Raw genomic sequence first — 24569 nt, forward strand, 5'->3', positions numbered from 1 at the left:
GAGCGTCAGCGGGTGGGCAGGTCCGGGCCGTGCACGCGCTCTCGCGGCTCGATCGCCTGGCCGGCGATGAGGTCGGGCACGCTGAGCAGCCCGATGGCGTACCGCTCGGAGTAGGGGTCCCAGACGCGGTACTCCGCCAGGGCGGCCCGCTTGGCGTCACAGGCGGCCGTTGACAGCGAGACCGGGTGACCGAGATCGTCGTCGACCAGATCGACGGGCACGTGGAAGAGGCAGTCGGTGATGGTGCCGTCGGCGTGCGCCTGGCGCACTGCTTCCCCGGCCGCGGCGTGGTCGGAGTGCGGGTCGAGATAGCTCATCGTGCGGTGGCTGGCGCGCGGATAGCGCGTGGCCATCTCGTCCACGACCGTGCGCACCCGCTTGGCCGTGAGCTTGCCGTCCGGGAGGTCCATCACGTGGATGTCCTGCGGCTCGACCCCCAGGTGTGCGACCGAGCGGCGCAGGTCGGCGACCCGGCTGCGCTTGAGGTCCTTGGTGGTGACCTGCTGGCCGAGGCGCTCGTTGATCCAGGGCAGCACTGTGGAGGAGCCACCGCTGGTGAGCGCGACGACGATCGTGCGGCGGTTGCGCTCGGACCAGATGCTGGCGCCCATGTAGATCGCCTCGTCGTCCGGGTGCGGGACGTAGTAGATCACGGGAGGCAACGCGCGGTGCAGGACGGAGCGGGCACCTTGCACGGCGGCGGCGCGGCCAGCAGGGACCGGTGAGCGGAGCTGCTGTGAGCGCTTGAGGGCTCGGGCCTGCCGGGCCACCTCGACCTCGGCGACCTTGGCCTGGTTCTCCCTGACCCGCTCAGCCCGCGCCTGGGCGTTCGGTTTCGCGGGTGCCTTCGACATTCCCCGGCCCTGCGACGCCCCGGGTGCCTTCGGAGACGGCGTGGCCAGCCGAGGCGGCGGTGCAGCCGCCGTCAGGGCCGGGCGGTCGTAGCGGAAGCGGTAGGACAAGGTCGAGCGGTCGGTCCACTCGAACTTCCACGGGTAACGGCCCGCACCGAAGTCGAAGATGTCGATGTCCCCGCGCTCGAAAAGGTGCTCGAGGATGTCGTACTGGATGACCTTGCCCATCCGCAGGTCCGCGACGTCCGGGTGATAGGCGCTGTTCCAGGACAACAGGGTGCGGGCGTGTCGGAAGCAGCTGCGGTAACCGAGGAGCTCTCCGTCCGGCGCTTCGTAGACGAACGTCCGCGTGGTGCCGGGTTGCGCGTAGATCTCGCGATAGTGCTCCACCCGGAGATCGTCGTCGTAGAGGCTGTGCCGTTCCTTGCGTCCCTGTGCGCGGAGGTGGTCGCGCTCCGCCCGGTGGAGCTGCGCCATACGGTCGAGCAGGTTGTCCTCGGGCTCGTCGATCACCCGGAAGGTCGCCTCGGTCTCACGCAGCAACTTGTTGCGGTACTTGCGCGTGTGGGACGGCAACCAGTGGGCTGTGAACGCCTCGAAGTTGTCGTAGGGCAGGAGGTCGATGTAGGGGTTCTCGGACAGTGCCGTCAGCTTCTCGTGATGCCTCGAGCGCAGCAGCGAGGCGGAGAAGGGGGTGGACGCCGGGATATTGGTGAGGTTCAGGATGTCCCAGTCGCTCTGCTCGAAGACCGTGTCGAGGAGGGTCGTCGTCACCGTGTGCGCCGACATCTCCGGGTCGAGCAGGAAGCCCAGGTAGTCGCCGTGGCTGGCGAAGCGAACTTCCTTGATCGGTACGGTGAAGCGCACCTGCGGCCGGTAGGACAGCGGTGCCAGCCCGACGAGCGTGCCATTCTGCCGGGCGGTGACGATCAGCAGCTCGTGGCCGTCATCCTGACCGTAGGAACGCCACCAGGCACGGACGCAGGCGAAGGTCGAGTAGAAGGTCGAGTGCGGGTCGCGCTGCTCCAACTCCTGCCACTCTTCGCGCAGTGCATCAAGCCCCTCGCCATCGCGGATGATGTCGGTCTCCACAGGTCACCTCCTGCCCAGGATCGGGGTCTGGATCATCACCTTGAACGGTCGCACCAGGGTGAGCTTGCGGACCGGTCGGATGCCGACGTGGCTGTAGGCAGCGCGGGAGGCGGTGTTTTTGTCGTTCAGCACCACCACGCCGGTGCGAAGTCCGCCCTTGCGTGCCAACTCACACCGTCGGCCGATGCTGTGGAGGTGAAGTCCGCGGCGCCGGAAGGGCTTGAAGACCTGGTCATCGACGAAGAACGCCTGATCCTTGTGCAGGCGCACCACGTGCGAGAGATAGCGATCATCGAACCGGTTGAAGGCCAGGTGGCAGTAGCCGGCCCACTCCCCCTCCGCGGTGCGGATCAGGTAGGCCGTGATGTCGCGGGCGCCGATGCGCTCCTTGAGCTGCTCGTACTTGCGTTCGGTCAACTCCTTGGAGCTCGCGCGCATGGCGTCCAGGTCAGGAAGGTTCACCTCGACCAGCGCAGGACCGGGGCCACCACCTCTTGCGGACGCGTCCAGGATCTGCTGCACAGCCGGCGAATCCAGATCGAATTCGTAGCGGTGCAGATGCCAGTAGCTGCCCTTGCGGCGCAGCTGGCGGACCTTATTGAGCGGCACGGATGGGCCTCCAGGAGCGGGACGGCTGACTGGCCGCGAGACTAACACCAGCACTGCCCGCCCTGACCGTGCACGGGCAAGGGTCGACGCGCTACGATATCTTGAAATAGAGAGATTTTTTCCGCATCGTGAAATCCCTGGAGGAGACCACATGACGCAGACGCAGCCTGACGCCATCCGCCTCGACCTGCCGGATGGCGTGGAGGTCACCGGCGAGCTCAAGGCTGGCTATGAGGAGATCCTCTCCCGTCAGGCTCTTGAGCTGATCGCCAGCCTGCACCGCGCGCTCGAACCCCGCCGCCAGGAGCGGCTGGCCGCCCGCAGCGCGGTCGTGCACGCCGTCTCCGACGGCGCAGATCTCCACTTCCTGCCCGAGACGGCGTCGGTGCGCGAGGACGACTCCTGGCGGGTCGGCCCCCACGCCCCCGGCTTGGAGGACCGCCGGGTCGAGATGACCGGCCCGACCGATCGCAAGATGACGATCAACGCGATGAACTCCGGTGCTCGCGTCTGGCTGGCCGACCAGGAGGACGCCAACACCCCGATGTGGTCGAACGTCGTCGAGGGCCAGATCAACCTGCGGGACGCCATCGCCGGAACCATCAGTTTCACCTCCCCCCAGGGCAAGGAATACGCCCTCTCCACGACCGACCAGTCCCAGCTGCCGACCATCGTGATGCGCCCGCGTGGCTGGCACCTGGACGAGAAGCACATCCTGGTCGACGGCCAGCGCACCTCCGGCGGATTGGTCGACTTCGCCCTGTACATGTGCGCCAGCGCGCAGACGCAGCTCGACGCCGGCAAGGGCCCCTACTTCTACCTGCCCAAGATGGAGCACCACCTCGAGGCGCGTCTGTGGAATGACGCCTTCGTGATGGCCCAGGATGCCCTCGGCATCCCCCAGGGCACGATCCGCGCCACCTGCCTGATCGAGACCTTCCCGGCGGCCTTCCAGATGGAGGAGATCCTCTACGAGCTCCGCGACCACTCTGCGGGGCTCAACGCCGGTCGCTGGGACTACCTGTTCAGCGTGATCAAGACCTACCGCACCCGCGGTGCCGACTACGTTCTCCCGGACCGTAATGCCGTCACGATGACCGCTCCGATGATGCGCGCCTACACCGAGCTCCTCGTGCGCACCTGCCACAAGCGGGGCGCCCACGCGATCGGCGGTATGGCCGCCTTCATCCCGTCCAAGGATGAGGAGACCAACAAGGCGGCCTACGAGAAGGTCCGCGCCGACAAGCAGCGAGAGGCCGACGACGGCTTCGACGGTTCCTGGGTGGCTCACCCGGGGATGGTGCCCACGGCGATGGAGGTCTTCGACGCGGTCCTGGGCGATGCGCCCAACCAGGTCGACAAGCTCCGGGAGGACGTCCACGTGACTGCCGAGCCGTTGCTCGACGTCAAGGGCACCCCTGGCGAGGTCACCGAGGTGGGCCTGCGCTCCAACATCGACGTCGGGATCCAGTACCTCGCCGTCTGGCTGACCGGTCGCGGCGCTGTCGGCATCCACAACCTGATGGAGGATGCGGCGACTGCCGAGATCTCGCGCAGCCAGGTGTGGCAGTGGATCTACAACGACGTCGTCCTCGACGACACCGGTGAGAAGGTCACCACCGAGCTCGTGGAACGCCTCGTGGACGAGGTTGTGCCTACGCTCCCCGGAGCCGAGGACCGCAGCGTGGACTACACCGCGGCCAAGGACCTCTTCCTCGAGGTCGCGGTGGCCGACGACTACGTCGACTTCCTCACCGTCCCCGCCTACGAGGAAATGGCCTAACCGCCCCTCCCCCTCCGTGACGCCCGGTCGGCCGCTCCTGCGGTCGGCCGGGCGTTTCCAGTCCCCCTGTATGCCGCAACTCCCCCACCCGGAGCCCCTCTCGGTCGTCCTGGGCTGGGTCGCGGTGGGTGGGTTGTCCACATGGTCGGGTGGGGGTGGTGGGTTGTCCACAGATGGGTGCGTGGGGGTGGGGTGTGTCGGTGGTGACTCTTAGGATGTATGTACGAGGTCGGGTCGAGGGGATCTGGTCACAGCAGCAGCATCTGAGCGCACCTGGAGGGGGTGAGCGGGCATGGCGAAGAAGGCGGGATTATCAGCGGGCGGTGGTGGTGCTTCGGCCCGGCCGGTCCCGGGCGAGGGGCAGGTCGGGGCGGCCGCCTCGGGGACGCTGGCGGGCCAGGTCCGCGAGTTCGCAACTGCGTTGGTCGGTGCTGATCTGACTGGGTTGTCGGATGATGACCGGTTGGAGTTGCTGCGGTCTTTGGAGGATTTGTCCCGGTCGGTGGCGGGGGTGGGTGCTCGGGTGCAGGTGGCGTTCGCGGATTCGCAGTGGGATGCGCAGAAGGAGGCGGGGGTGCCGGTGCGGCGGCGGGCCCAAGCTGTGGCTGATGATCTGGCGACCGCGCGCAAGACCTCGCCGTATTGGGGGTCGCGGGAGCTGACCACCGCGAAGGCGCTGGTGGCCGAGTTGCCTAAGACGTTGGCGGCGTTGGAGTCGGGGGTGATCAACGGGTACCAGGCCAGGATCATTTCTGAGGCGACCACGACGCTGGACCCGCAGGACCGGGCGCAGATCGATACCCGGTTGGCGCCCAGGCTGGAGGGGATGTCCACCCGGGAGATCGGTGCTGCGGTGGCGGCGTTGGTGTATGAGCTGGACCCTGCAGGGTTCGTGAACCGGGCCCGGAAGGCCGCGCAAGACCGGGGGGTCTCGATCCGTCCGACCCCGGATGTGATGTCGTTGTTGAGCGCGCGGTTGCCGGCGCCGATGGGGATCGCTGCCTATAACGCTCTCCAGCAGCACGCGGTCACCGCGAGAGCCAGTGGGGATCCGCGCACGGTGAACCAGGTGATGGCTGATGAGGTGTTCGCCCGGTTGACCGGGCGCACGATCGTGGACGGGATCGATGTCGAGATCGGGCTCGTGATGAGCGACACGGCCCTGTTCGCCGGAGACAGCGACCCGGCTGACCTGATCGGGTACGGACCCATCCCCGCACCCCTGGCCCGCGACCTCCTACGCCCCCACGACCTCCAAGCACCCGCCCAGCCCGACCAGGAGCCCGCCGAGCCCGGCCAGGAGCCCGCCGAGGCGGGCGAGGACGCCGCACCGCCGCCGCCACGGGCGGCCGCGGGCGAGGCGGCCGGGGTCTGTCCGGACGGGGCGCGGTGCACCAGCTTCGACTGTGCCCTGCTCCACGGTCACCTCCCGACCAACACGCCATCACCCCTACCCGAGCCCGGCCCCGAGCCGGAGCCCCAACCGAAGTCGAAGTCGGAGCTTGGCCCTGAGCACGAGTCGCCCGGGGGTTCTGGGCTGAGCGGTTCGGGTGGGGCCTCGGTGGTGAAGGTGGCGCGGGCGTGGGTGCGGCGGTTGTACACCGACCCGGTGACCGGGACGTTGGTCTGTCGGGATCCGCGCAAACGGTTCTTCACCGGGGCTGCGCGGGCGTTCATCATCGCCCGGGACCGGACCTGTCGCACCCCGTGGTGCGGTGCCCCGATCCGCGACATCGATCACCTGATCCCGCACTCCGAGGGCGGGACCAGCACCGTGCAGGACGGGCAAGGGCTGTGCCAACGGTGCAACCTGGCCCGACACCGCGACCGGCAGAACACCCCCCAGGCCAGCGACTACCGCGGCCCCGGGGTACTGCTCGACACCCACCTCGGCCGACCACCACACACCGCCCAAACCCCTCACCGGACCGTCGAGAACCCAGATCACAGCGTCACGAGCTCAGACCAGTGCGCCAAGAGCTCAGATCACAGCGGGCATCGACCCACCGCCCGCAGCGACACCAGCCGCCGCAGCACCCACCACAGCAGCGACAGCGACGACGAACCAGCCAGCGCCTGAGCCCCCAGACGCCCCGGACCACCACCCCGAGGCGGCACCAACACGCCCGCGAGGGGGCGCGCCCACCTACGATGGCCTGAGCACCACCGTCACCGGTGACGAGCCGATGTCGACCAGGAGGGCAGGCATGTCCGAGAGCAGCGGCGTGGGCAGCGCTGCGAGCGTGCTTGCTGACCTGCGCGACATCATCCCCGCATCTCGCCTGCTCACCGATCCCAGCCAGCTCGCCACCTATGAGTGTGACGGCCTCGCGGCCTACCGAGTCACCCCCGCGCTGGTGGTGCTCGCCGACAGCGCGGACGAGGTCGCGGCCACCGTGACGGCCTGCGCCCGCCACCACGTCCCGTTTGTCGCGCGGGGCTCGGGCACCGGTCTCTCCGGAGGGGCCCTCCCCCACGCCGATGGCGTCCTCATCGTGACCAGCCGACTCCGCACGATCCACCGGGTCCGACCCGAGGATCAGCGCGCGGTCGTCGACACCGGCGTGATCAACCTGCAGGTCACCAAGGAATCGAGCCCGCAGGGCTACTACTTCGCACCGGACCCCAGCAGCCAGCAGATCTGCTCGATCGGCGGCAATATCGCCGAGAATTCCGGCGGGGCGCACTGCCTCAAGTACGGCTTCACCAGCAACCACGTGCTCGCCCTGGACCTTGTCACCCCGCAGGGCGACCAGGTCACCCTGGGCACCGAGGCTCCTGACGCCCCCGGCTACGACCTCGTGGGCGCCTTCGTCGGCTCGGAGGGCACCCTCGGGATCGCGACCAGCGCAACCGTCCGGCTGACCCGGCTCCCCGAAGAGGTCCGCACGGTCCTGGCCGGCTTCCACACCACCGACCAGGCCGGCGAAGCGACCTCGGCCATCATCGCCGCCGGCATCGTGCCCGCAGCCATCGAGATCATGGACGCCCTCGCCATCGAAGCCGCCGAGAAGGCGGTCAACTGCGGCTACCCCGAGGGCGCGGGTGCAGTCCTGGTCGTGGAGTTGGACGGCCCCACGCTCGAGGTAGAGCACGAGTTTCGCGAGGTGCACCGCCTCTGTCACGAGGCGGGCACCTTCGAGTTCCGGGTCGCCACCGATCCCGCGGAGCGCGCGGAGATCTGGCGCGGCCGCAAGTCTGCGTTCGCGGCGGTGGGCCGCATCTCCCCCGACTACATCGTCCAGGACGGCGTCGTCCCACGGACCTCGCTCTCCCAGGTCCTGCACCGGATGGGCGAGATCAGCGCCGAGCATGGCGTCCGCGTCGCCAACGTCTTCCACGCCGGCGACGGCAACCTGCACCCGCTCGTCCTCTTCGATGCCGCCGAGGATGGCGCTACCGAGCGCGCCGAGCAGGTCTCCGGGATGATCCTCGACCTTTGCATCGAGCACGGCGGTTCGATCACCGGCGAGCACGGTGTCGGGGCCGACAAGGCCAAGCACATGCCGAAGATGTTCACCGCTGACGACCTGGACACCATGCAGCTGCTGCGCTGCGCGTTCGACCCGGCGAGCGTCGCCAACCCCGGCAAGATCTACCCCACTCCCCGCCTCTGCGGCGAGCGTCCCCGCATCCGCCAGGGCGGGCACCCGTTGACCGGGGACGGGGTCGAGGTCTTCTGATGCATTCTCCCTTCGATCTCCTCGCCGGGACGTGTGCGCTGCGCGATCCGGAGGGCGCGGACCACGTCGACGGCGTGCCCGCACGCGTGATCGCCAGCCCCCGTGACGTGGGCGAGGTGTCCGCGCTGCTCCGGGCCTGCAGCGCCCACAACCTCGCCGTCGTCGTGCGTGGTCGCGGCAGCAAACTCACCTGGGGACACCCGCCCGAGCGGGTCGACGTGCTTCTCGAGACCACCGCGCTGGACCAGCTGGTCGAGCACTCTCGTGGCGATCTGATCGCCACCGCCGGGTCCGGTATGCCGCTTGCCCGCTTCCAGGAACACCTCGCCGACGGCGGCCACCAGGTGGTCGTCGACGACCTCGCCCACGACACTGCTGCGCCGACGAGCACCCCCGCGACCCGAGGTTCCACCCTCGGCGGTGCGATGGCCACCAACGTGGCTGGCCCGCGTCGCCTCTGGACCGGCGCCCTGCGAGACCTGATCATCGGCGTCCGCTTCGTGCGCGCCGACGGCACCCTCGCCAAGGCGGGCGGCAAGGTGGTCAAGAACGTCGCTGGCTACGACCTCGCCAAGCTGCTCACCGGGTCCTACGGCACCCTGGCCGTGATCACCGAGGTCACGGTCCGGCTCCACCCTCTCCCCGCAGCCTCGGCCTGGGTCGGCACGTCGGTGGAGCCCGGACGGCTCGACCGTGTGCTCGCCACCGTGATCGGCAGCCAGCTGGTCCCGACTGCCGTCGAGCTGCGCGTCCGTCCCGGCGTCCCTGCGGCGGTCGTCACCATGCTGTCGGGCACCACCGAGGGCGTGCAGGCCCGGGCCACCGCGCTGCAGCAGGTCCTGACCGACCTCGGCTGCGATGCGCGAGTGCATGATGCTCCGCCACCTTGGTGGGCGAGCCTGCTGCACCCCGGCCAGCGGGGAGGTCAGGCCCCCCCGGACGAGACCCGCCCCGTGCTGGTGCGCGCCACCGCTCGGCTCAGCGGTGTCGGTGCCCTGGCCAGGCAGATCGAGCGCGTGGGTGGGACCGCGGTGGGCTCGGCGGGGGTGGGCGTGCTCCACACGACCCTTCCCGCCGACGATGCCGCACCTGCAGCCGTCAGCAGCCTGCGTGAGCTCACTGGCTCGCTCGGCGGCTCCTGCGTGGTGCTCGATGCCCCACCAGAGTTGCGCCCCCGGCTCGATACCTGGGGGCCGGTCCCCGGCCTGGATCTCATGCGCCGGGTCAAGGCCGAGTTCGATCCTGGCCGCATCCTGGCCCCCGGACGCTTCGTAGGAGGGATCTGAGGATGTCCACGCCCAGAGATCGCCGGCGGAACCACCCGGCGCACCTCCCCACTCCCGAGGGGCTGTCCGAACGGGGCACACGGCATACCGACCTTGGGATGCCGACCGTGCGGGGCGACCGGAGCGAGGTCGTGGCCACGCCTGCCTTCGACGACCACCGACCCCCCAGCCCCGACCTGCTCGACGACTGCGTCCACTGCGGTTTCTGCCTGACGACCTGCCCGACCTACCAGCTGTGGGGCGAGGAGATGGACAGCCCGCGCGGCCGCATCGACCTCATCCGCGCCGCCAGCGAGGGCGCGCCGCTCACCGCCTCGACCGTGGACCACCTCGACGCCTGCCTGGGCTGTATGGCGTGCGTCACCTCCTGCCCGTCCGGCGTCCAGTACGACCGGATCATCGAGTCCACCCGCGCTCAGCTCGAGCGCCGCGTGGAGCGGCCGGCCGGGCAACGCGCGCTGCGGAAGTTGATCTTCTCGCTCTTCCCCTATCCCGCGCGTCTCCGGGCACTGCGCGGACCGCTCCGCCTGGCGCAGCGCTCAGGGGTGCTCGGCCTGGTCCGCCGCACCGGACTGGTGGGCCGCGTCAGCCCTGAGCTGGAGGTGATGCAGCAGCTGGCGCCACCGCTGGGACCGCGCGTCAGTGTGCCCGAGCGGACGCCCGCGGTCGGGCCCCGGCGGGCGGTGGTCGGGATGCTCACCGGGTGCGTGCAGCGCGAGTTCTTCGGCGAGGTGAACGCCGCGACGGCACGGGTGCTGGCGGCCGAGGGCTGTGATGTGATCGCGCCGCAGGCGCAGGGCTGCTGCGGTGCGCTCTCGGTGCACACCGGGCGCGAGGAGGAGGGGATCACCTTCGCCAGACGCCTGATCGACAGCTTCGAGGAGGCTGGTGTCGACCGCGTGGTCGTCAACGCTGCGGGGTGCGGTTCGACGATGAAGGACTATGTCCACCTGCTGGCCGACGACCCTGACTACGCCGCCCGGGCCCAGCGCTTCAGCGCGATGGTGCACGACTTCAGCGAGATCCTCGTGGACCTCGGACCGGTCGCCCAGCGCTCTGCGATCGTGGCTGCCCGGCCCGAGGGTGACCTCACCATCGCCTACCAGGACGCCTGCCACCTGCGGCACGCCCAGGGGGTGGTGAGCCAGCCGCGCGAACTGCTTCGCGGCATACCGGAGGTGCGGTTGGTCGAGATCGCCGATGCCGAGATCTGCTGCGGCTCGGCGGGTGTCTACAACATCCTCAACCCGGAGCCGGCGACCGAGCTGGGAGACCGAAAGGCCGCCGCCATCCTGGACACCGGGGCGGACCTGATCGTGACCGCCAACCCGGGATGCCTGATGCAGATCAGCCAGGCGCTGGAGCGCGCGGGCCGACCGGTGCCGATCAGGCACACGGCCGTGGTGCTGGACGCGGCTCTGCGCGGGGACCCAGTGCTCTGACCTGCGCGGACGTCACCGGCTCACCCACCAATGACATCGGGCCGGGCGCCTGTGCGGCGCCCGGCCCGATCCTTCCGGTGGAGCTGAGGGGATTCGAACCCCTGACCCCCTCCATGCCATGGAGGTGCGCTACCAACTGCGCTACAGCCCCGTGAAGGAGCCCGTGAGGACTGGACTACTTTACCCAGCCCGCGCGACGATCTCCAAATCGCGGTTCAGCGATCGGTGACGCTGCCCACGGAGTCGGTCACGCCGACGTTCCAGGCGTCCAGACGCCAGCCGGTCCGGTGCTCGACCAACTCAGCCCAGTGGCAGTTGCGCAGCCCCACGAGGGCGGTCCAGGCGAGCTGGCGGTCCATGCCCAGCACGCTGGCGACGAGCATCCGGCTGGCCACCCCGTGCGTGGCGATCACCGCGGTATCCCCCTCCTCGAGCCGCCGCTCCAGGTCATCGAAGGCCTCCCGCACCCGGCGCTGCACCTCGACGACCCGCTCCCCCGTCTCACCGCGACGGGGATCCTCGCCGCGATCCAGGGCGGCGACCACCTGGGGGTAGCGCGCCACGACGTCGGTGTGCTTCATCCCCTGCCAAGCACCGACATCGATCTCGCGCAGCCTGCGGTCGTGCTCCACCCGCAGCCCGGTCAGATCGGCCAACGCGTCGGCCGTGTCCGAGGCGCGGGCCAGGTCGCTGGCGATCAGGCGCGTCACCCCCTTGGTCGACAGCATCTCGGCGGCCGCGGCCGCCTGCTCACGGCCACGCGCGGACAGGTGGCTGTCCAGCTGGCCCTGATAGATCCCGCTCGCATTGTGGTCGGTCTCGCCGTGCCGCCACACGATCACCCTGCGCACATGGCCCCCTGGGTCAGTCGTCAGGGTCGGCGTCGGGCAGCTCGATCGGAGGGCAGTCCTTCCAGAGCCGCTCGAGGTCGTAGAACTCGCGGTCCTCCTCGTGCATGACGTGCACGACGATGTCACCGAAGTCCAACAGCACCCAGCGACCCTCACGCTGGCCCTCGCGGCGCAACGGCTTGGAGCCGAGGGTGTGCAGGCGCTCCTCGACGGCGTCCACGACCGCGCTCACCTGCCGCTCGCTGGGCGCCGAGGCGATGACGAAGACGTCGGTCAGAGCCAGTTGACTGGTGACGTCCAGGGCGAGGACCTCCTTGGCCAACTTGTCCTGGGCCGCCACGGCGGCGGCCAGGGCGAGCTCACGGGCACGAGGGGTGGCGCTCACGCGGTGTCCTCCCGGTAGAGGCGGTACTTGCCGATGTACTGGACGACGCCGTCGGGCACCAGATACCAGACGGGCTCCCCGTCGGCTGTCCGGTCACGGCAGTCGGTGGAGGAGATCGCCATCGCGGGGACCTCCAGGAGCGTGACCCGGTCCTCGGGCAGGCCCGCCCCGGACAGCACGTGCCCCGGGCGGGTCACGCCGACGAAGTGCGCCAGCTCGAACAGCTCGTCGGCGCCCTTCCAGGACAGGATCTCAGCCAGCGCGTCGGCGCCGGTGATGAAGAAGATCTCATCGTCCGGACGCTCGGAGCGCAGGTCGCGCAGCGTGTCGAGCGTGTAGGTCGGACCGTCCCGGTCGACGTCGACGCGGCTCACGGTGAAGCGGGGGTTGGAGGCCGTGGCGATCACGGTCATCAGGTAGCGGTGCTCGGCCGGCGTGACCTTGGTGACGTCCTTGCGGTAGGGCTGGCCGGTGGGGACGAAGACGACCTCGTCCAGGTGCAGCAGGTGGGCGGCCTCGCTCGCGGCGACGAGGTGGCCGTGGTGGATGGGATCGAAGGTCCCACCCATCACTCCCAGGCGCATCAGTGGGTGCTGTCCCGCCCGGCCTGCGGGTGGTGACCCTCGCCCTCCGCGATGCCGTGCGGGTCAAGCGCGAGGGTGTTGCGGAAGGCCCACAGCACGGCGAGCAGCCCCATCAGGGCGGTGAGCGCGATCACGCCGAACCAGATCGGGGCGAACGGAAGCTCGTTGACCACGGGGTGGCCGCCCTCGGCGGCGAGCACGACCTCGGAGAACGCAGACGTCATACGGGCACTCTACCGTGCGGCCCCGACGCCACGACATACAGTGGGCGCATGCGCGCCGCGTCCCCACCCCACCTCACGGTTGTCGTGCCCATGTACGACGAAGCGGACGTGCTGCCCCTGTTCGTGGAGCGGCTGCGTCCGGTGCTGGACGGGATCGGCGAACCCTACGAGCTGATCGCCGTCGACGACGGCAGCGCGGACCAGACGCCAGTCCTGCTCCAAGCGGCGAGGCGAACCTGGCCCGAGCTGCGCGTGCTTCGGCTGCGCGCCAACGCCGGGCATCAGGCCGCGATCTCGGCCGGCTTGGCCGCCTCCCGCGGCGACTGGGTGGTCACTCTGGATGCCGACCTCCAGGACCCGCCTGAGGTGATCCCGCAGATGCTGGAGGCCGCCCGCGAGGAGGGCGCGGACGTCGTCTATGGGGTGCGCTACGACCGGTCCAGCGACAGCGCCTTCAAGCGGGGCAGCGCGCATCTCTTCTACGCCACCATGCGGGCCATGGGTGCCTCCGGCGCACCCGACAACGCCGGTGACTACCGGTTGATGTCCCGCGCCACCGTCGACGCCGTCAACGCGCTGCCCGAGGAGCACCGCGTGCTCCGGCTGGTCGTCCCCGCCCTGGGCTTCCCCTCGACCTCGGTCGGCTACCGCCGGGAGGAACGCGCCGCCGGCACCAGCAAGTACCCGCTGGCCAAGATGCTGCGCCTGACCCTCGACTCGATCACCGGCTTCTCGATCGCGCCGCTGCGGCTGGCGACCTGGTTCGGTCTCGGCGGCTTCCTGCTGGCCATCGGCCTCCTCGCCTACGCCCTGATCGCCAAGGTGTCTGGGCTGACGGTCGCCGGCTGGACCTCAACCGTGGTGATCGTGGCCGCCTTCAGCGCGGTTCAACTGCTCTGCCTGGGTCTGCTCGGGGAGTACGTCGGCCGGATCTACTCCACCCTGCAGCGCCGGCCGACCTACTACGTGGCGCACGACTCCCTCATCGATTCCCGTCCTGATGCGCCACGGGTCGACGCGCCCACAGCACCAGCGACACTCCCCGCAGCCGACCCAGCCCGGGCAGGCGGTCCAGGCTGACCGCGGCCCCCAGCGCGCGGTTGAGCCACCACGGCGGATCGTCCAGGTCCGAGCCGCTGCTCGCCTTCCGGCGCAGGGCGACGAGGGGGCGCAGCAGCACCATCCAGGAGCGGCGTCCCACGACCTGGAAACCGGCGCCGGTCAGCAGCGCCACCAGCTCCGCCTCGGTGTAGCGCCGCACATGACCCACGGCCTCGTCGTGGGCCGACCACAGCCGCATGTCCACGGGCACCGTCACCACCAGCGCACCACCGGGCCGCAGCACCCGGTAGATCTCCCGGGCCGCAGCCCCGTCGTCCTCGAGGTGCTCGAGCACGTCAAGGGCAATCACCAAGTCCAGGCTCGCCCCCGCGACCGGGAGCCGGGTGGCGTCCCCGCGCAGGACCGGTATGCCGCGACTCGCCGCGACCTGCGCGCCCTCCGGGGTGTACTCGAGGGCGACGGCGTCCCAACCGAGCGAGGTCAGCACCCGGGTGTTTCCCCCTCCCGCAGCACCGACGTCCAGGGCCTTCCCCGACGGGAGCCAGGCGACGAGGCGGCGCAGGATATGCCGGCGCTCGGCATACCACCAGTGCCGGTCCTCGACCTCGGTGAGCATCCTCATCTCGGCGCGTCCATACCGCCTGAGACTAGTCAGCGGATCTGGCCGTCGCCCTCCAGAACCCACTTGGTGGTGGTCAGCTCCGGAAGCGCCATGGGGCCACGGGCGTGCAGTTTCTGGGTCGAGATGCCGATCTCGGCGCCGAAACCGAACTCACCGCCGTCGGTGAACCGGGTGGAGGCGTTGACCAGCACCGCCGCGGCGTCGACCTCGGTCGTGAACCGGCGGGCGGCGACCCGGTCGGAGGTGACGATCGCCTCGGTGTGCCCGCTGGTGTGCTCCTGGACATGCTCGATCGCCGCGTCGAGGTCGTCCACCACCCGGGCGGAGATGTCGAGGGACAGGAACTCGGTGTCATCGTCCTCGTCGGTGATGGCGACGTGCTCGGCGCCGGCCGCTGCGGCATACCGGGACATCTCCTCATCGCCGTGCACGGTGACGCCGGCCTGCGCGAGGCGCGCCATGATCTGTGGCAGCACGCGCTCGGCTGCGTCGCGGTGGACGAGGAGGGACTCGGCTGCGTTGCAGACCGAGGTGCGGTGCGTCTTGGAGTTGGTGACGATCTCGACCGCCATCTCGGTCTCGGCTCCGGCGTCGACGTAGACGTGGCAGTTGCCGACCCCGGTCTCGATCACCGGCACCGTCGACTCGGTGACGACGGTGCGGATCAGGCCCGCTCCCCCACGCGGGATGACCAGGTCCACCAGCCCCCGGGCCGTCATCAGCGCACGTCCCGCATCGTGCCCACCTTCGGTCAGCAGGTTGATCGCATCCGGGTTCAGGCCCTGCCGCTCGAGCTCGGCGCGCAGGGCACCCACGAGCGCGGCGTTCGTCGAGGCCGCCGCCGAGCCACCGCGCAGGATGACCGCGTTGCCGCTCTTGAGCCCCAGCCCGGCAGCGTCCACGGTGACATTGGGACGGGCCTCGTAGATCATCCCGACCACCCCCATCGGCACGCGCACCTGCCGGATCTGCAGACCGTTGGCCAGGGTCGAGCCGCGGACCACCTCGCCCACCGGGTCGGGCAGCGAGGCGACGTCGCGCAGGGCGTCGGCGACGGCGTGCACCCGGTCGGCGTCGAGGGTGAGCCGGTCCAGCAGGTTCGACGGGAGCCCCTTGTCCTGGCCACGCCGGAGGTCCTCGGCGTTGGCCGCCACGACCTGCTCGGTCGCCGCATCGATAGCGTCCGCGAGCCCCACGAGCGCGGCGTCTTTCTGCGACCGGGTCAGCAGCGCGAGCTGCCGGGCGGCGACCCGCGCGCGGCGGGCGATGTCGTGCACGTGCTCGACGACGTCCTCGGGGATCGGGGTGGTGCTCATCGGGCAGAACTCCTCAGGTGCGGGGTGTGGTCTTCGGGGACGGTCTTGCAGGTATGCCGTGTGGCCAGCTCGCTCAGAGCACGACCAGGTCGTCGCGGCGGACGACGGGACGGGCGGCGGGCGCGCCGCTGCGCAGCCGGGTGCCGCGCTCCAGGCGTTGACCGACCAGAGGCCGCAGCTCCTCGGCGTCATAGCCCACCAGCCCGCGGGCGACCGGATGACCGTCCGGGGCGCACAGGTCGACCGTGTCACCCGCGGTGAAGCGGCCCTCGATCCGGGTGACGCCCACGGGCAGCAGCGAGGTCTGGCGGCCGACCACCGCCGCGACCGCGCCGTCGTCCAGCACGAGCCGACCGGAGATGCCGCTGGCGTGGGCCAGCCAGCGTCGGCGGGCAGGGTTCTTGCGACCGGTCGGGGTGAACAGCGTGCCGATGTCGTCACCGGCGAGCGCCGCCACGACGCGGTCAGTGCTGGTCAGCAGCACGCTGATCCCCTCGGCGGTAGCCATCTGGGCCGCCGCCACCTTGGTCGCCATCCCGCCCGTCCCGACGGTCGAGCCGACGCCCGCGATGTCCACGTGCGCGATCTCCTCGGCCGAGCCGACGACCGGGATGCGCTGGGAGGCTGGGTCGCGGGGGTGGCCGTCATAGAGCGCGTCCACGTCGGAGAGCAGCAGCATGGCGTCGGCGTTCACGAGGTGGGCGACGAGAGCGGCGAGCCGGTCGTTGTCGCCGAAGCGGATCTCGTCGGTGGCCACGGTGTCGTTCTCGTTGATGATCGGAACCACCTCCAGCTCGAGCAGGCGCTCGAGGGTGCGGGAGGCGTTGACGTAGTGGCTGCGCCGGTGCATGTCGGCCGCCGTCAGCAGCACCTGCCCGACCTGGACCCCGGCCATCGTGAAGGCCTGCGTGTAGGCAGTCATCAGCAGCCCCTGTCCAGCGCTGGCCGCCGCCTGCTGGGTCGCGAGGTCCTTGGGGCGCTTGCTCAGCCCCAGCGGGCTGATCCCGGCGGCGATCGCGCCGGAGGAGACGAGGACGACCTGGGTGCCGGAGAGTGCCCGGGTGGCCAGCGCGGTGGCCAGCGCCTGGAGTCGGAAGCCGTCGAGCCCGCCCTGCGCTCCGGTCAGCGAGGACGATCCGACCTTGACGACGAGACGACGGGCGTCCCGGATCGCGGCGCGGTCGACGGAGGCGTACATGAACCGAATACTATTCCACCACTGCACATATTCATGCATCGATGCTCGGGGCGTAGGTTGGTCTCATGCCGGTCTCACCGCACATCGCCCGCCTGCGCGCGCAGGTGGGGCACGATCTGCTCCTCCTCCCCTCGGTCGGCGTCCTGCCCGAGGACGACGCCGGCAGGGTCCTGCTGGTGCGGCAGACCGACTTCGGGACCTACGGCACGATCGGTGGCGCGGTCGATGAGGACGAATCCCCTGCCGACGCGGCCCGTCGGGAGGCACGTGAGGAGACCGGGCTGGAGGTCGAGCTCACCGGAATCCTCGCCGCGCTGGGTGGCCCCGACTTCCGGATCACCTACCCCAATGGCGACCGCACCGCCTACGTCTCAGTCCTGTATGCCGCTCGCGTCACCGGCGGCCTGGCGCGCCCGGACGGGGCGGAGACCGACGACCTGAGGTGGTTCACCCGCGAGGAACTGGCCGCAGCCCACGCGCCGCTGGGCGACTTCGCCCGGGCGACCTTCCGGGCCTTGGACTGGATCTGACCAGCCCCTGGCTCATGCCGACCCGGTCTTCTCGCGGTGGCTACAGCCCGGCCAGCAGCAAGGCCGTCTTAGCCCGTCGTTGAGCTCTTCACGGGTGCGGCGGATACGGCGTTCGCGCGTCTTCTCCTGCTGTGCATCCTCGACCCAGCAGATGAACTCATTGCGCGCCAGCGGAGTGATGTCCTCCCAGGCTGCCAGCGCCGAGTCGTCGTCACGCAGGGCCTCCCCCAGGTCGGGCGGCAGGTCGTGCACGACCCCACCTGAGACGCTCGCCTTCGACGTCGCCATGCCGCGCTCCTTCCGAGTAGGCCGCACGAGGCAAGGTTACTCGCGCCCTAGTAGGCCCAGGCAAGGTTACTCACGCCCTAGTAGGCCCAGGCAAGGTTACTCACGCCCTAGTAGGCCCAGGCAAGGTTACTCACGCCCTAGTAGGCCCAGGCAAGGTTACTCACGCCCTAGTAGGCCCAGGCAAGGTTACTCACGGTAGACAAGGCAATATCCATGACATTGCGTGAGCAACCTTGCATTGCCAGCAACCTTGCATTGCCAGCAACCTTGCCGCGCATCACGAGCCACGTACCCGCCGGCCTGACTCACCCGGTCAGGCGCCGAGGCTCACTCAGGGTCGGTCCACTTGCCGGCCTTGCGCTCGGCAGCCAGCTCCTGGCGCGCCTGCTCCGCAGCGTCCATCTTGTCGTGGAAGGCCTCGCGCTTCTGGGCACGGGTCGGGCGGGAGCGATCATCGAGCCGCAGGTCGGTGCCGCGGCGGCCGAGCAGCTCGGCCCCGGTGGCCATCGTCGGCTCCCAGTCGAAGACGACCGCATCGTCCTCTGGCCCGATGAGCACGGTCGACCCGGCCACCGCACCGGCCTTGAGGAGTTCCTCCTCGACGCCGAGCCGGTTGAGCCGGTCGGCGAGGTAGCCGACGGCCTCGTCGTTGGCGAAGTCGGTCTGGCGCACCCACCGGGTGGGCCGCTCCCCCACGATCCGGAAGAGCTCGCCCTCGTGGGTGTTCTCGCGGACCACTTCGAAGCCGGTGTCGTCGATGGCCTTGGGTCGGATCACGGTCCGCGTCGGCTCGATGACGATCTGCTCCTCACGGGCCCGCTTGACGTGCGCAGCGAGGGAGTAGGTCAACTCCTTCAGGCCCTGGTGCGCCACCGCGGAGACGATGTGCACCTCATAGCCCTGCTCCTCCAGGTCCGGCTGCACCATCTCGGCCAGCTCCCGGGCCTCGGGAACGTCGGCCTTGTTCAGGACGACCACGCGCACCCGCTCGGCCAGTGGGATGCCACCGAGCTGCCCGTGCGGGACGTACTCCGCGAGCTCGTGCTCAATGACCTCCAGGTCGGTCATCGGGTCCCGGCCGGGCTCCAGCGTCGCGCAGTCGATCACGTGCACCAGCACGTGGCACCGCTCGACGTGCCGCAGGAACTGCAGGCCCAGTCCCTTGCCCTCGGAGGCCCCGGGGATCAGGCCGGGCACGTCGGCCACGGTGAAACGCTCACCACCGGCAGTCACTACACCGAGGTTGGGCACCAGCGTGGTGAAGGGGTAGTCGGCGATCTTCGGCTTGGCTGCTGACAGCACGCTGACCAACGAGGACTTACCGGCAGATGGGAAGCCGATCAGCGCGACATCAGCCAAGGTCTTCAGCTCGAGAACGACCTCCGCCTCCTCACCGGGCTCACCGAGCAGCGCGAAGCCGGGCGCCTTGCGTCGAGGGCTGGCCAGCGCCTTGTTGCCCAGCCCGCCGCGACCGCCCCCGGCGGCGACGTACTCGGTGCCGTCGCCGACCAGGTCGGCCAGCACCTCACCACCACGGGTGGTCACCACGGTCCCGCTCGGCACGGGCAGGATGAGGTCTTCCCCCTGGGCGCCATTGCGCTCACCGCCCTCCCCCGGCTTGCCGTTGGGGGCGGTCCGGTGCGGGCCGTGGTGGTAGTCGATCAGGGTGGTGACCTGTGGGTCCACTCGGAGCACGATGTCCCCGCCCCGGCCGCCATTGCCGCCGTCGGGGCCCCCCAGGGGCTTGAACTTCTCACGGTGCACGGAGGCCACCCCGTGGCCGCCGTTTCCTGCCCTCAGGTGCAGCACGACGCGGTCGACGAAGTTGGCCATGACGGACATCCTCTCTCACAAGATCAGGTGGCCCGCGCAGAAGGGCCGGGGAAAGCGCGACGCCGGTGGGTCCCCGTGGGTCCCACCGGCGTCGCGGCGTGAGTTGTGTGTGTCGGGCCTCAGACCTCGACGGTCTCGGCGACTTCGCCGACGACGTTCACGGTCTTGCGGCCGCGCTTGGAGCCGAACTCCACGACGCCCGGGACGAGAGCGAACAGCGTGTCGTCCTTGCCGCGGCCGACGCCCTCACCGGGGTGGAAGTGCGTGCCGCGCTGGCGGACGATGATCTCGCCGGTGCCGACGACCTGGCCGCCGAAGCGCTTGACGCCGAGGCGCTGGGCGTTCGAGTCGCGACCGTTGCGGGTCGAGGACGCACCCTTCTTGTGTGCCATCTCAATGCCTCCTGGGCTTGCAGTCTCGGTATGCGGCGACGCTCAGGCGTCGATCGCGGTGATCTTGATCTGGGTGAGCGGCTGGCGGTGGCCCTGGCGCTTCTTGTACCCGGTCTTGTTCTTGAACTTCTGGATGACGATCTTGGGGCCCTTGGCGGCGCCCATGACCTCAGCCTTGACGACGGCCTTGCCCAGGGCGTCGGCGTCGGTGGTGACGGTCGAGCCGTCGACCAGCAGGACGGGGGCGAGCTCGACGGTGTCGCCGGCGGAGATGCCGTCCGAGACCTTGTCGATGGTCAGGACGTCGCCGACGGAGACCTTCTCCTGACGGCCGCCAGCACGGACGATCGCGTACACGTTGAACTCACTTCCTGCGTTTGCGTTGATGGGGTCTTCAGCTCCCGGTGGGTCGGGCCGAGCCACCGGCGACCAGGCGCCAACCTGATCGACGTTGTCTGCGAGACCCGTCCCCGGAACCGGGGCGAACCGACGCACCAGCCTACCGTGTCCGGGCCCCCGACTCCAAACCGAGGACCGTATGTCGTGTGCGCTCAGTCGGTCGCGTTCGACGGGGTGGCTGACTGCTCCTCGCTCGCCACCTCGAGCGCACCGGTGGGCGGGCCCGCGGGGGCCGAGACCCGACCACGCCGACGACGCTTGGGAGCCGGCGCCGATTCGACCTGAGCCGGCTCAGGTGCTGCCGGCTCGCTCGGTGCCGCCTCGCTCGGTGCCGCCTCGCTCGGTGCCGCCTCGTCGGCGACGGCCTTCGCAGTCGCCTCGGCAGCCTCGGCACCTGCACCGGCGTTCAGCGCCGCAGCGTGGGCGGCCGCGGCGATCTGAGCCGGGGTAGGGCCGTTGGGGTTGGGGGTGGGCAGCACGTTCTTGCCCTCGGTGGACGACCCGTTGCCGTTGCCGGAACCGTTGCCCGACCCGTTGCTGGACCCATTACCGGAGGAACCATTGCCGCGTCCCTTCCCACGACCACGCTTGGTGCCACCACCGTTACCCGAGCCCGACCCGCCGCTGCCGCTGTCACCGTCGTTGCCGCCACTGCGGGCGACCGGCTCGCTCTGCACGATGACGCCGCGGCCGTGGCAGTGGGTGCAGTTCTCGGAGAAGACCTCAATCAGCCCCGACCCGACGCGCTTACGGGTCATCTGGACCAGGCCCAGCGAGGTCACCTCGGCCACCTGGTGCTTGGTGCGGTCCCGGCCCAGGCACTCCAGCAGCCGCCGGACGACGAGGTCGCGATTGCTCTCCAGCACCATGTCGATGAAGTCCACCACGATGATGCCGCCGATGTCGCGCAGCCGCAGCTGGCGGACGATCTCCTCGGCCGCCTCGATGTTGTTCTTGGTGACCGTCTCCTCCAGGTTGCCCCCGGAGCCGGTGAACTTGCCGGTGTTGACGTCGACGACGGTCATCGCCTCGGTGCGGTCGATGACCAGCGACCCGCCGGACGGCAGCCAGACCTTGCGGTCCATCGCCTTGGCGATCGCCTCGTGCACCCGGTAGGTGGTGAAGACGTCGGTGGTGCCGGTGTACTTCTCGACCCGGTCGGCCAGGTCGGGGGCCACGTCGTCGATGTAGCGCTTGACCTCGGTCCAGGCCTGCTCGCCGGAGACGACCAGCTTGGAGAAGTCCTCGGTGAAGACGTCCCGGATGACCCGGACCGTCATGTCCGGCTCACCGTGCAGGAGCGCCGGGGCGTTGGTGCCCTTGGCCTGCGCGGCCTTGCTGATCCGCTCCCAGGTGCGGGTGAGGCGCTCGACGTCGGCGCGCAGCTCGGCCTCGGAGGCGCCCTCCGCGGCGGTGCGGACGATCACGCCGGCATCGGCGGGGACGACCTCCTTGAGGATCTTCTTCAGCCGCGCCCGCTCGGTGTCGGGCAGCTTGCGCGAGATGCCGGTCATCGCGTTGCCGGGCACATACACCAGGAACCGGCCGGGCAGCGAGACCTGCGAGGTCAGCCGCGCGCCCTTGTGCCCGATCGGGTCCTTGGTGACCTGCACCAGGACCGACTCCCCGGACTTCAGCGCGTTCTCGATGCGCTTGGGTTCGTTGTCCAGGCCAGCTGCGTCCCAGTTGACCTCACCGGCGTAGAGCACCGCGTTGCGGCCCTTGCCGATGTCGACGAAGGCGGCCTCCATCGAGGGCAGCACGTTCTGCACCCGGCCCAGGTAGACATTGCCGGCCATCGTGCTCTGCGCAGAGCGGGAGACGTAGTGCTCGACAGGCACGCCGTCCTCCAGGACCGCGATCTGAGTCCGGTCCTCCAGGCCCCGGACGACCATCACCCGGTCGACGCTCTCGCGCCGGGCCAGGAACTCGGCCTCGGTGATGATCGTGCGTCGACGCCCAGCCTCACGGCCCTCCCGGCGGCGCTGGCGCTTGGCCTCCAATCGAGTGGAACCCTTGACCGAGGTCACCTCGTCCCGGGCCGAGCCCGAGCCGCTCTCCCCCGACCGGCGACGCCGCCGCCGGCGGGTGCTGCTCGCCCCGTCACCCTCGCCGTCGCCGGCGTTGTCGTCCGAGCCGCTGCCCGAGGAGGCGTCCGCGTCCTCGCTCTTGCCGCGGCCCTTGCGGCTGCGGCGCCGGCGCGAGCTGGAGCCGGACTCCTCGGAGTCCTGAGAGTTCGCGTCGTCGCTGTCCGCCCCTTCGCCCTGGCCACCCTTGTCAGCGGAGGACGTGGAGTTCGAGCTCGTGCCCTCACCAGAATCGTCCCCGGACTGCTGGCCGTCGGCGTCCTCGCCCTGGCCCTTGCCACGGCTGCTACGGCCCTTGCCTCCCCGCCGGCGGCGCCGGCCACGGGTCGAGTCCTCGGAGCCCTCGCCCTGCTCCTCGTTGGTGTCGGCGTCCTCGCCGGTGTTCTGCTCGTCGCTGGCCTCGGCGTCAGCGGCCGACCGCTCCTGCGGCGCCGTCACCCCGGACGTCGCGCGCCGAGAGCGGCGCTTGGGCAGATCGCTCAGGTCAGGCGCCTGGAAGAGCAGCCCGAAGGCGTTCGCCGTCGGCGCGCTCGCGCTCTCGTCGTCGCTGGCGTCGGCGTCGCTGGTGTCGTCGTCGCTCGTGTCGGCGTCGCTGGTGTCGTCGTCGCTCGTGTCGGCGTCGTCAGCGGAGGCATCCTCGTCGCCACCCTGGGTGCCCCTGTCCCGCTGCTCGGTCTGCCCCTCGACGTCCTCGTCGACGGCGCCGACCCCGAACAGGGCCTGGGCGGTGGAGGTCAGTTCGGCTGCGCGTTCCGCGCGGTCTGCTTCGCCCTGGGGCGTGGTGGTGCGTTCGTCAGACACGAGGTGTCCTTCCAGGCCGAGCCCGGGTAGCCCACACCGCGGAGCCGCGTAGGGCTCGCTCCCCGCGTCGGCGGGTGCAGTCGTCCGGGCGGTCGCCGCGGACGGAAGTCGTCCAGGTTGCCTCGGCCGGTTCGCGCTGGGCGCGGCACCGTCGGGCCGGCGGGAACTCGACGCTGTCTGCGCGTCTCGCGTGCGAAAGGTCGCACCACGTGGGTTCGAGCCGGGTCGGGCAGCGGTGTGACACTCTGCCCAGCCGCTCGTCAGTATCTCACACCGGTGGCGTCCCGACCGTGTCCGCCACGTCCACGCCGTCGACCGGCCCCTGCCGCAGGCGGGTGCTCACCGGCCGCGGCCAGTCCTCCCGCGACACCTCCCGCAGGGCCGTCCAGATCTCCTCCGGGCGCACCGTCGGGGTGGTATGCCGCAGGCTGGCCAGGAGCACCACGTCCCCCTCGGCGGCGGGCACCCCGGCCACCGGCTCAGCAGCGACCACCAGGTCCAGGATCGCCGCCCGGACGTCGATGTCGCGCGGCCCCTTCTTCATCATCCGGGTCACGAGGAGTTCTCCCCGGCCCAGGAGTGCGGTGACGGCGGACGCCATACGGGACTCGGCGACCTCACCCTCCGCTGGTGGCGGGGCCTCCCCGGCGCGGAAGCGCATCGCCCACACGCTGCCCTGCAGCGCATCCGCCAGGGCACCCGGCTGATCGGCGGCGTCGACCACCTCGAGCACGTCCAGCCCGTCCGGCAGCGCCGCATCCAGGCGGGCCGCCACCTCCGCCGGGTCGACCACCTGCGTGACCGAGATCTCGACGTACTCGGCCTCACTCGCAGCGCCGGTCGGCGCAGCGTTGGCGTAGGAGATCTTGGGGTGGGGATGGAAGCCGCCGGAGAAGGCCATGGGCAACCGGGCCAGCCGGACCGCGCGCTCCAGCGCCCGCTGGAAGTCGCGGGTGGAGGTGAACCGCATCCGGCCCCGCTTGGCGTAGCGGATACGCAGCTTCTGGACGGCGGGCTCGGGCGCGGGGCCCTCGGGGACGCGTCGGGATCCGGCCATGGGCGCACAGGTTACCTGCGCGCGAGGTGGCGATGCCCACGCCGACCACGTGGCCCACGCCACACGCACGCGATAGCGCAGCTGCGGCATACGGTCGCTAATCTAGGTGGCGAACTCGATGCCGAGTCCGACCGATCGGGACTCGTGCGGACCCCCCGCGCCTCCCGAGCGGGCCGTCGTCCCCCGTCCCA

At 70.3% G+C, this 24569-nt stretch carries 22 protein-coding genes and 1 tRNA gene; 7 read left to right on the forward strand and 16 right to left on the reverse strand.

Annotated elements, in window-relative coordinates; translation table 11 throughout:
* Positions 1-5: 5 nt before the first annotated feature.
* Positions 6-1946: a GNAT family N-acetyltransferase gene (locus tag ACQBAT_RS09675; protein ID WP_420748083.1), complete on the reverse strand. Its 1941-nt coding sequence runs from the start codon at positions 1944-1946 to the stop codon at positions 6-8.
* 3 nt (positions 1947-1949) lie between these two features.
* Positions 1950-2555 carry a hypothetical protein gene (locus tag ACQBAT_RS09680; RefSeq protein ID WP_420748082.1) on the reverse strand — a complete coding sequence of 202 codons (606 nt, stop codon included), beginning with the start codon at positions 2553-2555 and terminating at the stop codon, positions 1950-1952.
* A 151-nt stretch (positions 2556-2706) separates the two neighbouring features.
* Here ACQBAT_RS09680 and aceB point away from each other — a divergent pair, with 151 nt between their 5' ends.
* The 5 genes from aceB to glcF all read left to right on the forward strand — a co-directional run bounded on the left by aceB (position 2707) and on the right by glcF (position 10749).
* Positions 2707-4338, forward strand: a complete 1632-nt coding sequence (gene aceB / locus ACQBAT_RS09685) for a malate synthase A (RefSeq protein WP_420748081.1) — start codon at positions 2707-2709, stop codon at positions 4336-4338.
* Between the two features lie 292 nt (positions 4339-4630).
* Complete coding sequence (locus tag ACQBAT_RS09690) at positions 4631-6418, forward strand: DUF222 domain-containing protein (RefSeq protein WP_427197677.1); 1788 nt, start codon at positions 4631-4633, stop codon at positions 6416-6418.
* Between the two features lie 127 nt (positions 6419-6545).
* A complete protein-coding gene (locus ACQBAT_RS09695; protein ID WP_420746433.1) occupies positions 6546-8021 on the forward strand; it encodes an FAD-linked oxidase C-terminal domain-containing protein in 1476 nt (491 codons plus the stop codon).
* Positions 8021-9307 (forward strand): FAD-binding oxidoreductase, encoded by a 1287-nt coding sequence (locus ACQBAT_RS09700; RefSeq protein ID WP_420746434.1) that lies wholly within the window; start codon positions 8021-8023, stop codon positions 9305-9307. The genes ACQBAT_RS09695 and ACQBAT_RS09700 overlap by 1 nt, the downstream gene beginning before the upstream one ends.
* Positions 9308-9405: 98 nt before the next feature.
* Positions 9406-10749 carry a glycolate oxidase subunit GlcF gene (gene glcF / locus ACQBAT_RS09705; RefSeq protein WP_420746435.1) on the forward strand — a complete coding sequence of 448 codons (1344 nt, stop codon included), beginning with the start codon at positions 9406-9408 and terminating at the stop codon, positions 10747-10749.
* Between the two features lie 78 nt (positions 10750-10827).
* Here glcF and ACQBAT_RS09710 read toward each other — a convergent pair.
* From ACQBAT_RS09710 to ACQBAT_RS09730, 5 genes are all read right to left on the reverse strand, one after another.
* Positions 10828-10900 (reverse strand) — tRNA-Ala (locus ACQBAT_RS09710).
* Between the two features lie 64 nt (positions 10901-10964).
* Positions 10965-11600: a histidine phosphatase family protein gene (locus tag ACQBAT_RS09715; protein ID WP_420746436.1), complete on the reverse strand. Its 636-nt coding sequence runs from the start codon at positions 11598-11600 to the stop codon at positions 10965-10967.
* A gap of 13 nt (positions 11601-11613) precedes the next feature.
* Positions 11614-11985 (reverse strand): ribosome silencing factor, encoded by a 372-nt coding sequence (gene rsfS, locus ACQBAT_RS09720; RefSeq protein WP_420746437.1) that lies wholly within the window; start codon positions 11983-11985, stop codon positions 11614-11616.
* Positions 11982-12554: a nicotinate-nucleotide adenylyltransferase gene (gene nadD / locus ACQBAT_RS09725; protein ID WP_420746618.1), complete on the reverse strand. Its 573-nt coding sequence runs from the start codon at positions 12552-12554 to the stop codon at positions 11982-11984. The genes rsfS and nadD overlap by 4 nt, the downstream gene beginning before the upstream one ends.
* 14 nt (positions 12555-12568) lie before the next feature.
* Complete coding sequence (locus tag ACQBAT_RS09730; RefSeq protein ID WP_420746438.1) at positions 12569-12793, reverse strand: hypothetical protein; 225 nt, start codon at positions 12791-12793, stop codon at positions 12569-12571.
* A gap of 48 nt (positions 12794-12841) precedes the next feature.
* Between ACQBAT_RS09730 and ACQBAT_RS09735 the strand changes: the two genes are divergently transcribed.
* Positions 12842-13873, forward strand: coding sequence for a glycosyltransferase family 2 protein (locus ACQBAT_RS09735; RefSeq protein WP_420746439.1), 1032 nt, complete (start codon positions 12842-12844; stop codon positions 13871-13873).
* On the opposite strand, the gene ACQBAT_RS09740 is transcribed toward ACQBAT_RS09735, so the two are convergent.
* From ACQBAT_RS09740 to proB, 3 genes are all read right to left on the reverse strand, one after another.
* The gene (locus tag ACQBAT_RS09740; protein ID WP_420746440.1) at positions 13776-14477 is read right to left on the reverse strand and encodes a class I SAM-dependent methyltransferase; all 702 of its coding nucleotides are present in this window, start codon (positions 14475-14477) and stop codon (positions 13776-13778) included. The two genes, ACQBAT_RS09735 and ACQBAT_RS09740, sit on opposite strands and share 98 nt — an antisense overlap.
* A gap of 29 nt (positions 14478-14506) precedes the next feature.
* Complete coding sequence (locus tag ACQBAT_RS09745; RefSeq protein ID WP_420746441.1) at positions 14507-15793, reverse strand: glutamate-5-semialdehyde dehydrogenase; 1287 nt, start codon at positions 15791-15793, stop codon at positions 14507-14509.
* Between the two features lie 73 nt (positions 15794-15866).
* Positions 15867-16991 carry a glutamate 5-kinase gene (gene proB / locus ACQBAT_RS09750; protein WP_420746442.1) on the reverse strand — a complete coding sequence of 375 codons (1125 nt, stop codon included), beginning with the start codon at positions 16989-16991 and terminating at the stop codon, positions 15867-15869.
* 65 nt (positions 16992-17056) lie between these two features.
* Here proB and ACQBAT_RS09755 point away from each other — a divergent pair, with 65 nt between their 5' ends.
* Positions 17057-17521 (forward strand): NUDIX domain-containing protein, encoded by a 465-nt coding sequence (locus ACQBAT_RS09755; RefSeq protein WP_420746443.1) that lies wholly within the window; start codon positions 17057-17059, stop codon positions 17519-17521.
* A 12-nt stretch (positions 17522-17533) separates the two neighbouring features.
* On the opposite strand, the gene ACQBAT_RS09760 is transcribed toward ACQBAT_RS09755, so the two are convergent.
* The 6 genes from ACQBAT_RS09760 to ACQBAT_RS09785 all read right to left on the reverse strand — a co-directional run bounded on the left by ACQBAT_RS09760 (position 17534) and on the right by ACQBAT_RS09785 (position 24378).
* Positions 17534-17809 carry a YdeI/OmpD-associated family protein gene (locus ACQBAT_RS09760; protein WP_420746444.1) on the reverse strand — a complete coding sequence of 92 codons (276 nt, stop codon included), beginning with the start codon at positions 17807-17809 and terminating at the stop codon, positions 17534-17536.
* A 327-nt stretch (positions 17810-18136) separates the two neighbouring features.
* The gene (gene obgE / locus ACQBAT_RS09765) at positions 18137-19642 is read right to left on the reverse strand and encodes a GTPase ObgE (RefSeq protein WP_420746445.1); all 1506 of its coding nucleotides are present in this window, start codon (positions 19640-19642) and stop codon (positions 18137-18139) included.
* Between the two features lie 119 nt (positions 19643-19761).
* A complete protein-coding gene (rpmA, locus tag ACQBAT_RS09770; RefSeq protein ID WP_420746446.1) occupies positions 19762-20034 on the reverse strand; it encodes a 50S ribosomal protein L27 in 273 nt (90 codons plus the stop codon).
* A 42-nt stretch (positions 20035-20076) separates the two neighbouring features.
* Entirely contained in the window at positions 20077-20391 is a 315-nt protein-coding gene (gene rplU / locus ACQBAT_RS09775) for a 50S ribosomal protein L21 (protein WP_420746447.1), read from the reverse strand.
* 194 nt (positions 20392-20585) lie between these two features.
* Positions 20586-23321, reverse strand: a complete 2736-nt coding sequence (locus ACQBAT_RS09780; RefSeq protein ID WP_420746448.1) for an Rne/Rng family ribonuclease — start codon at positions 23319-23321, stop codon at positions 20586-20588.
* A 268-nt stretch (positions 23322-23589) separates the two neighbouring features.
* Complete coding sequence (locus ACQBAT_RS09785; RefSeq protein ID WP_420746449.1) at positions 23590-24378, reverse strand: TIGR03936 family radical SAM-associated protein; 789 nt, start codon at positions 24376-24378, stop codon at positions 23590-23592.
* Between the last annotated feature and the right edge of the window lie 191 nt (positions 24379-24569).

Origin of the sequence: Ornithinimicrobium pulveris, assembly GCF_050261105.1 — a bacterium.
In the GTDB taxonomy this organism is placed as follows: domain Bacteria; phylum Actinomycetota; class Actinomycetes; order Actinomycetales; family Dermatophilaceae; genus Ornithinicoccus.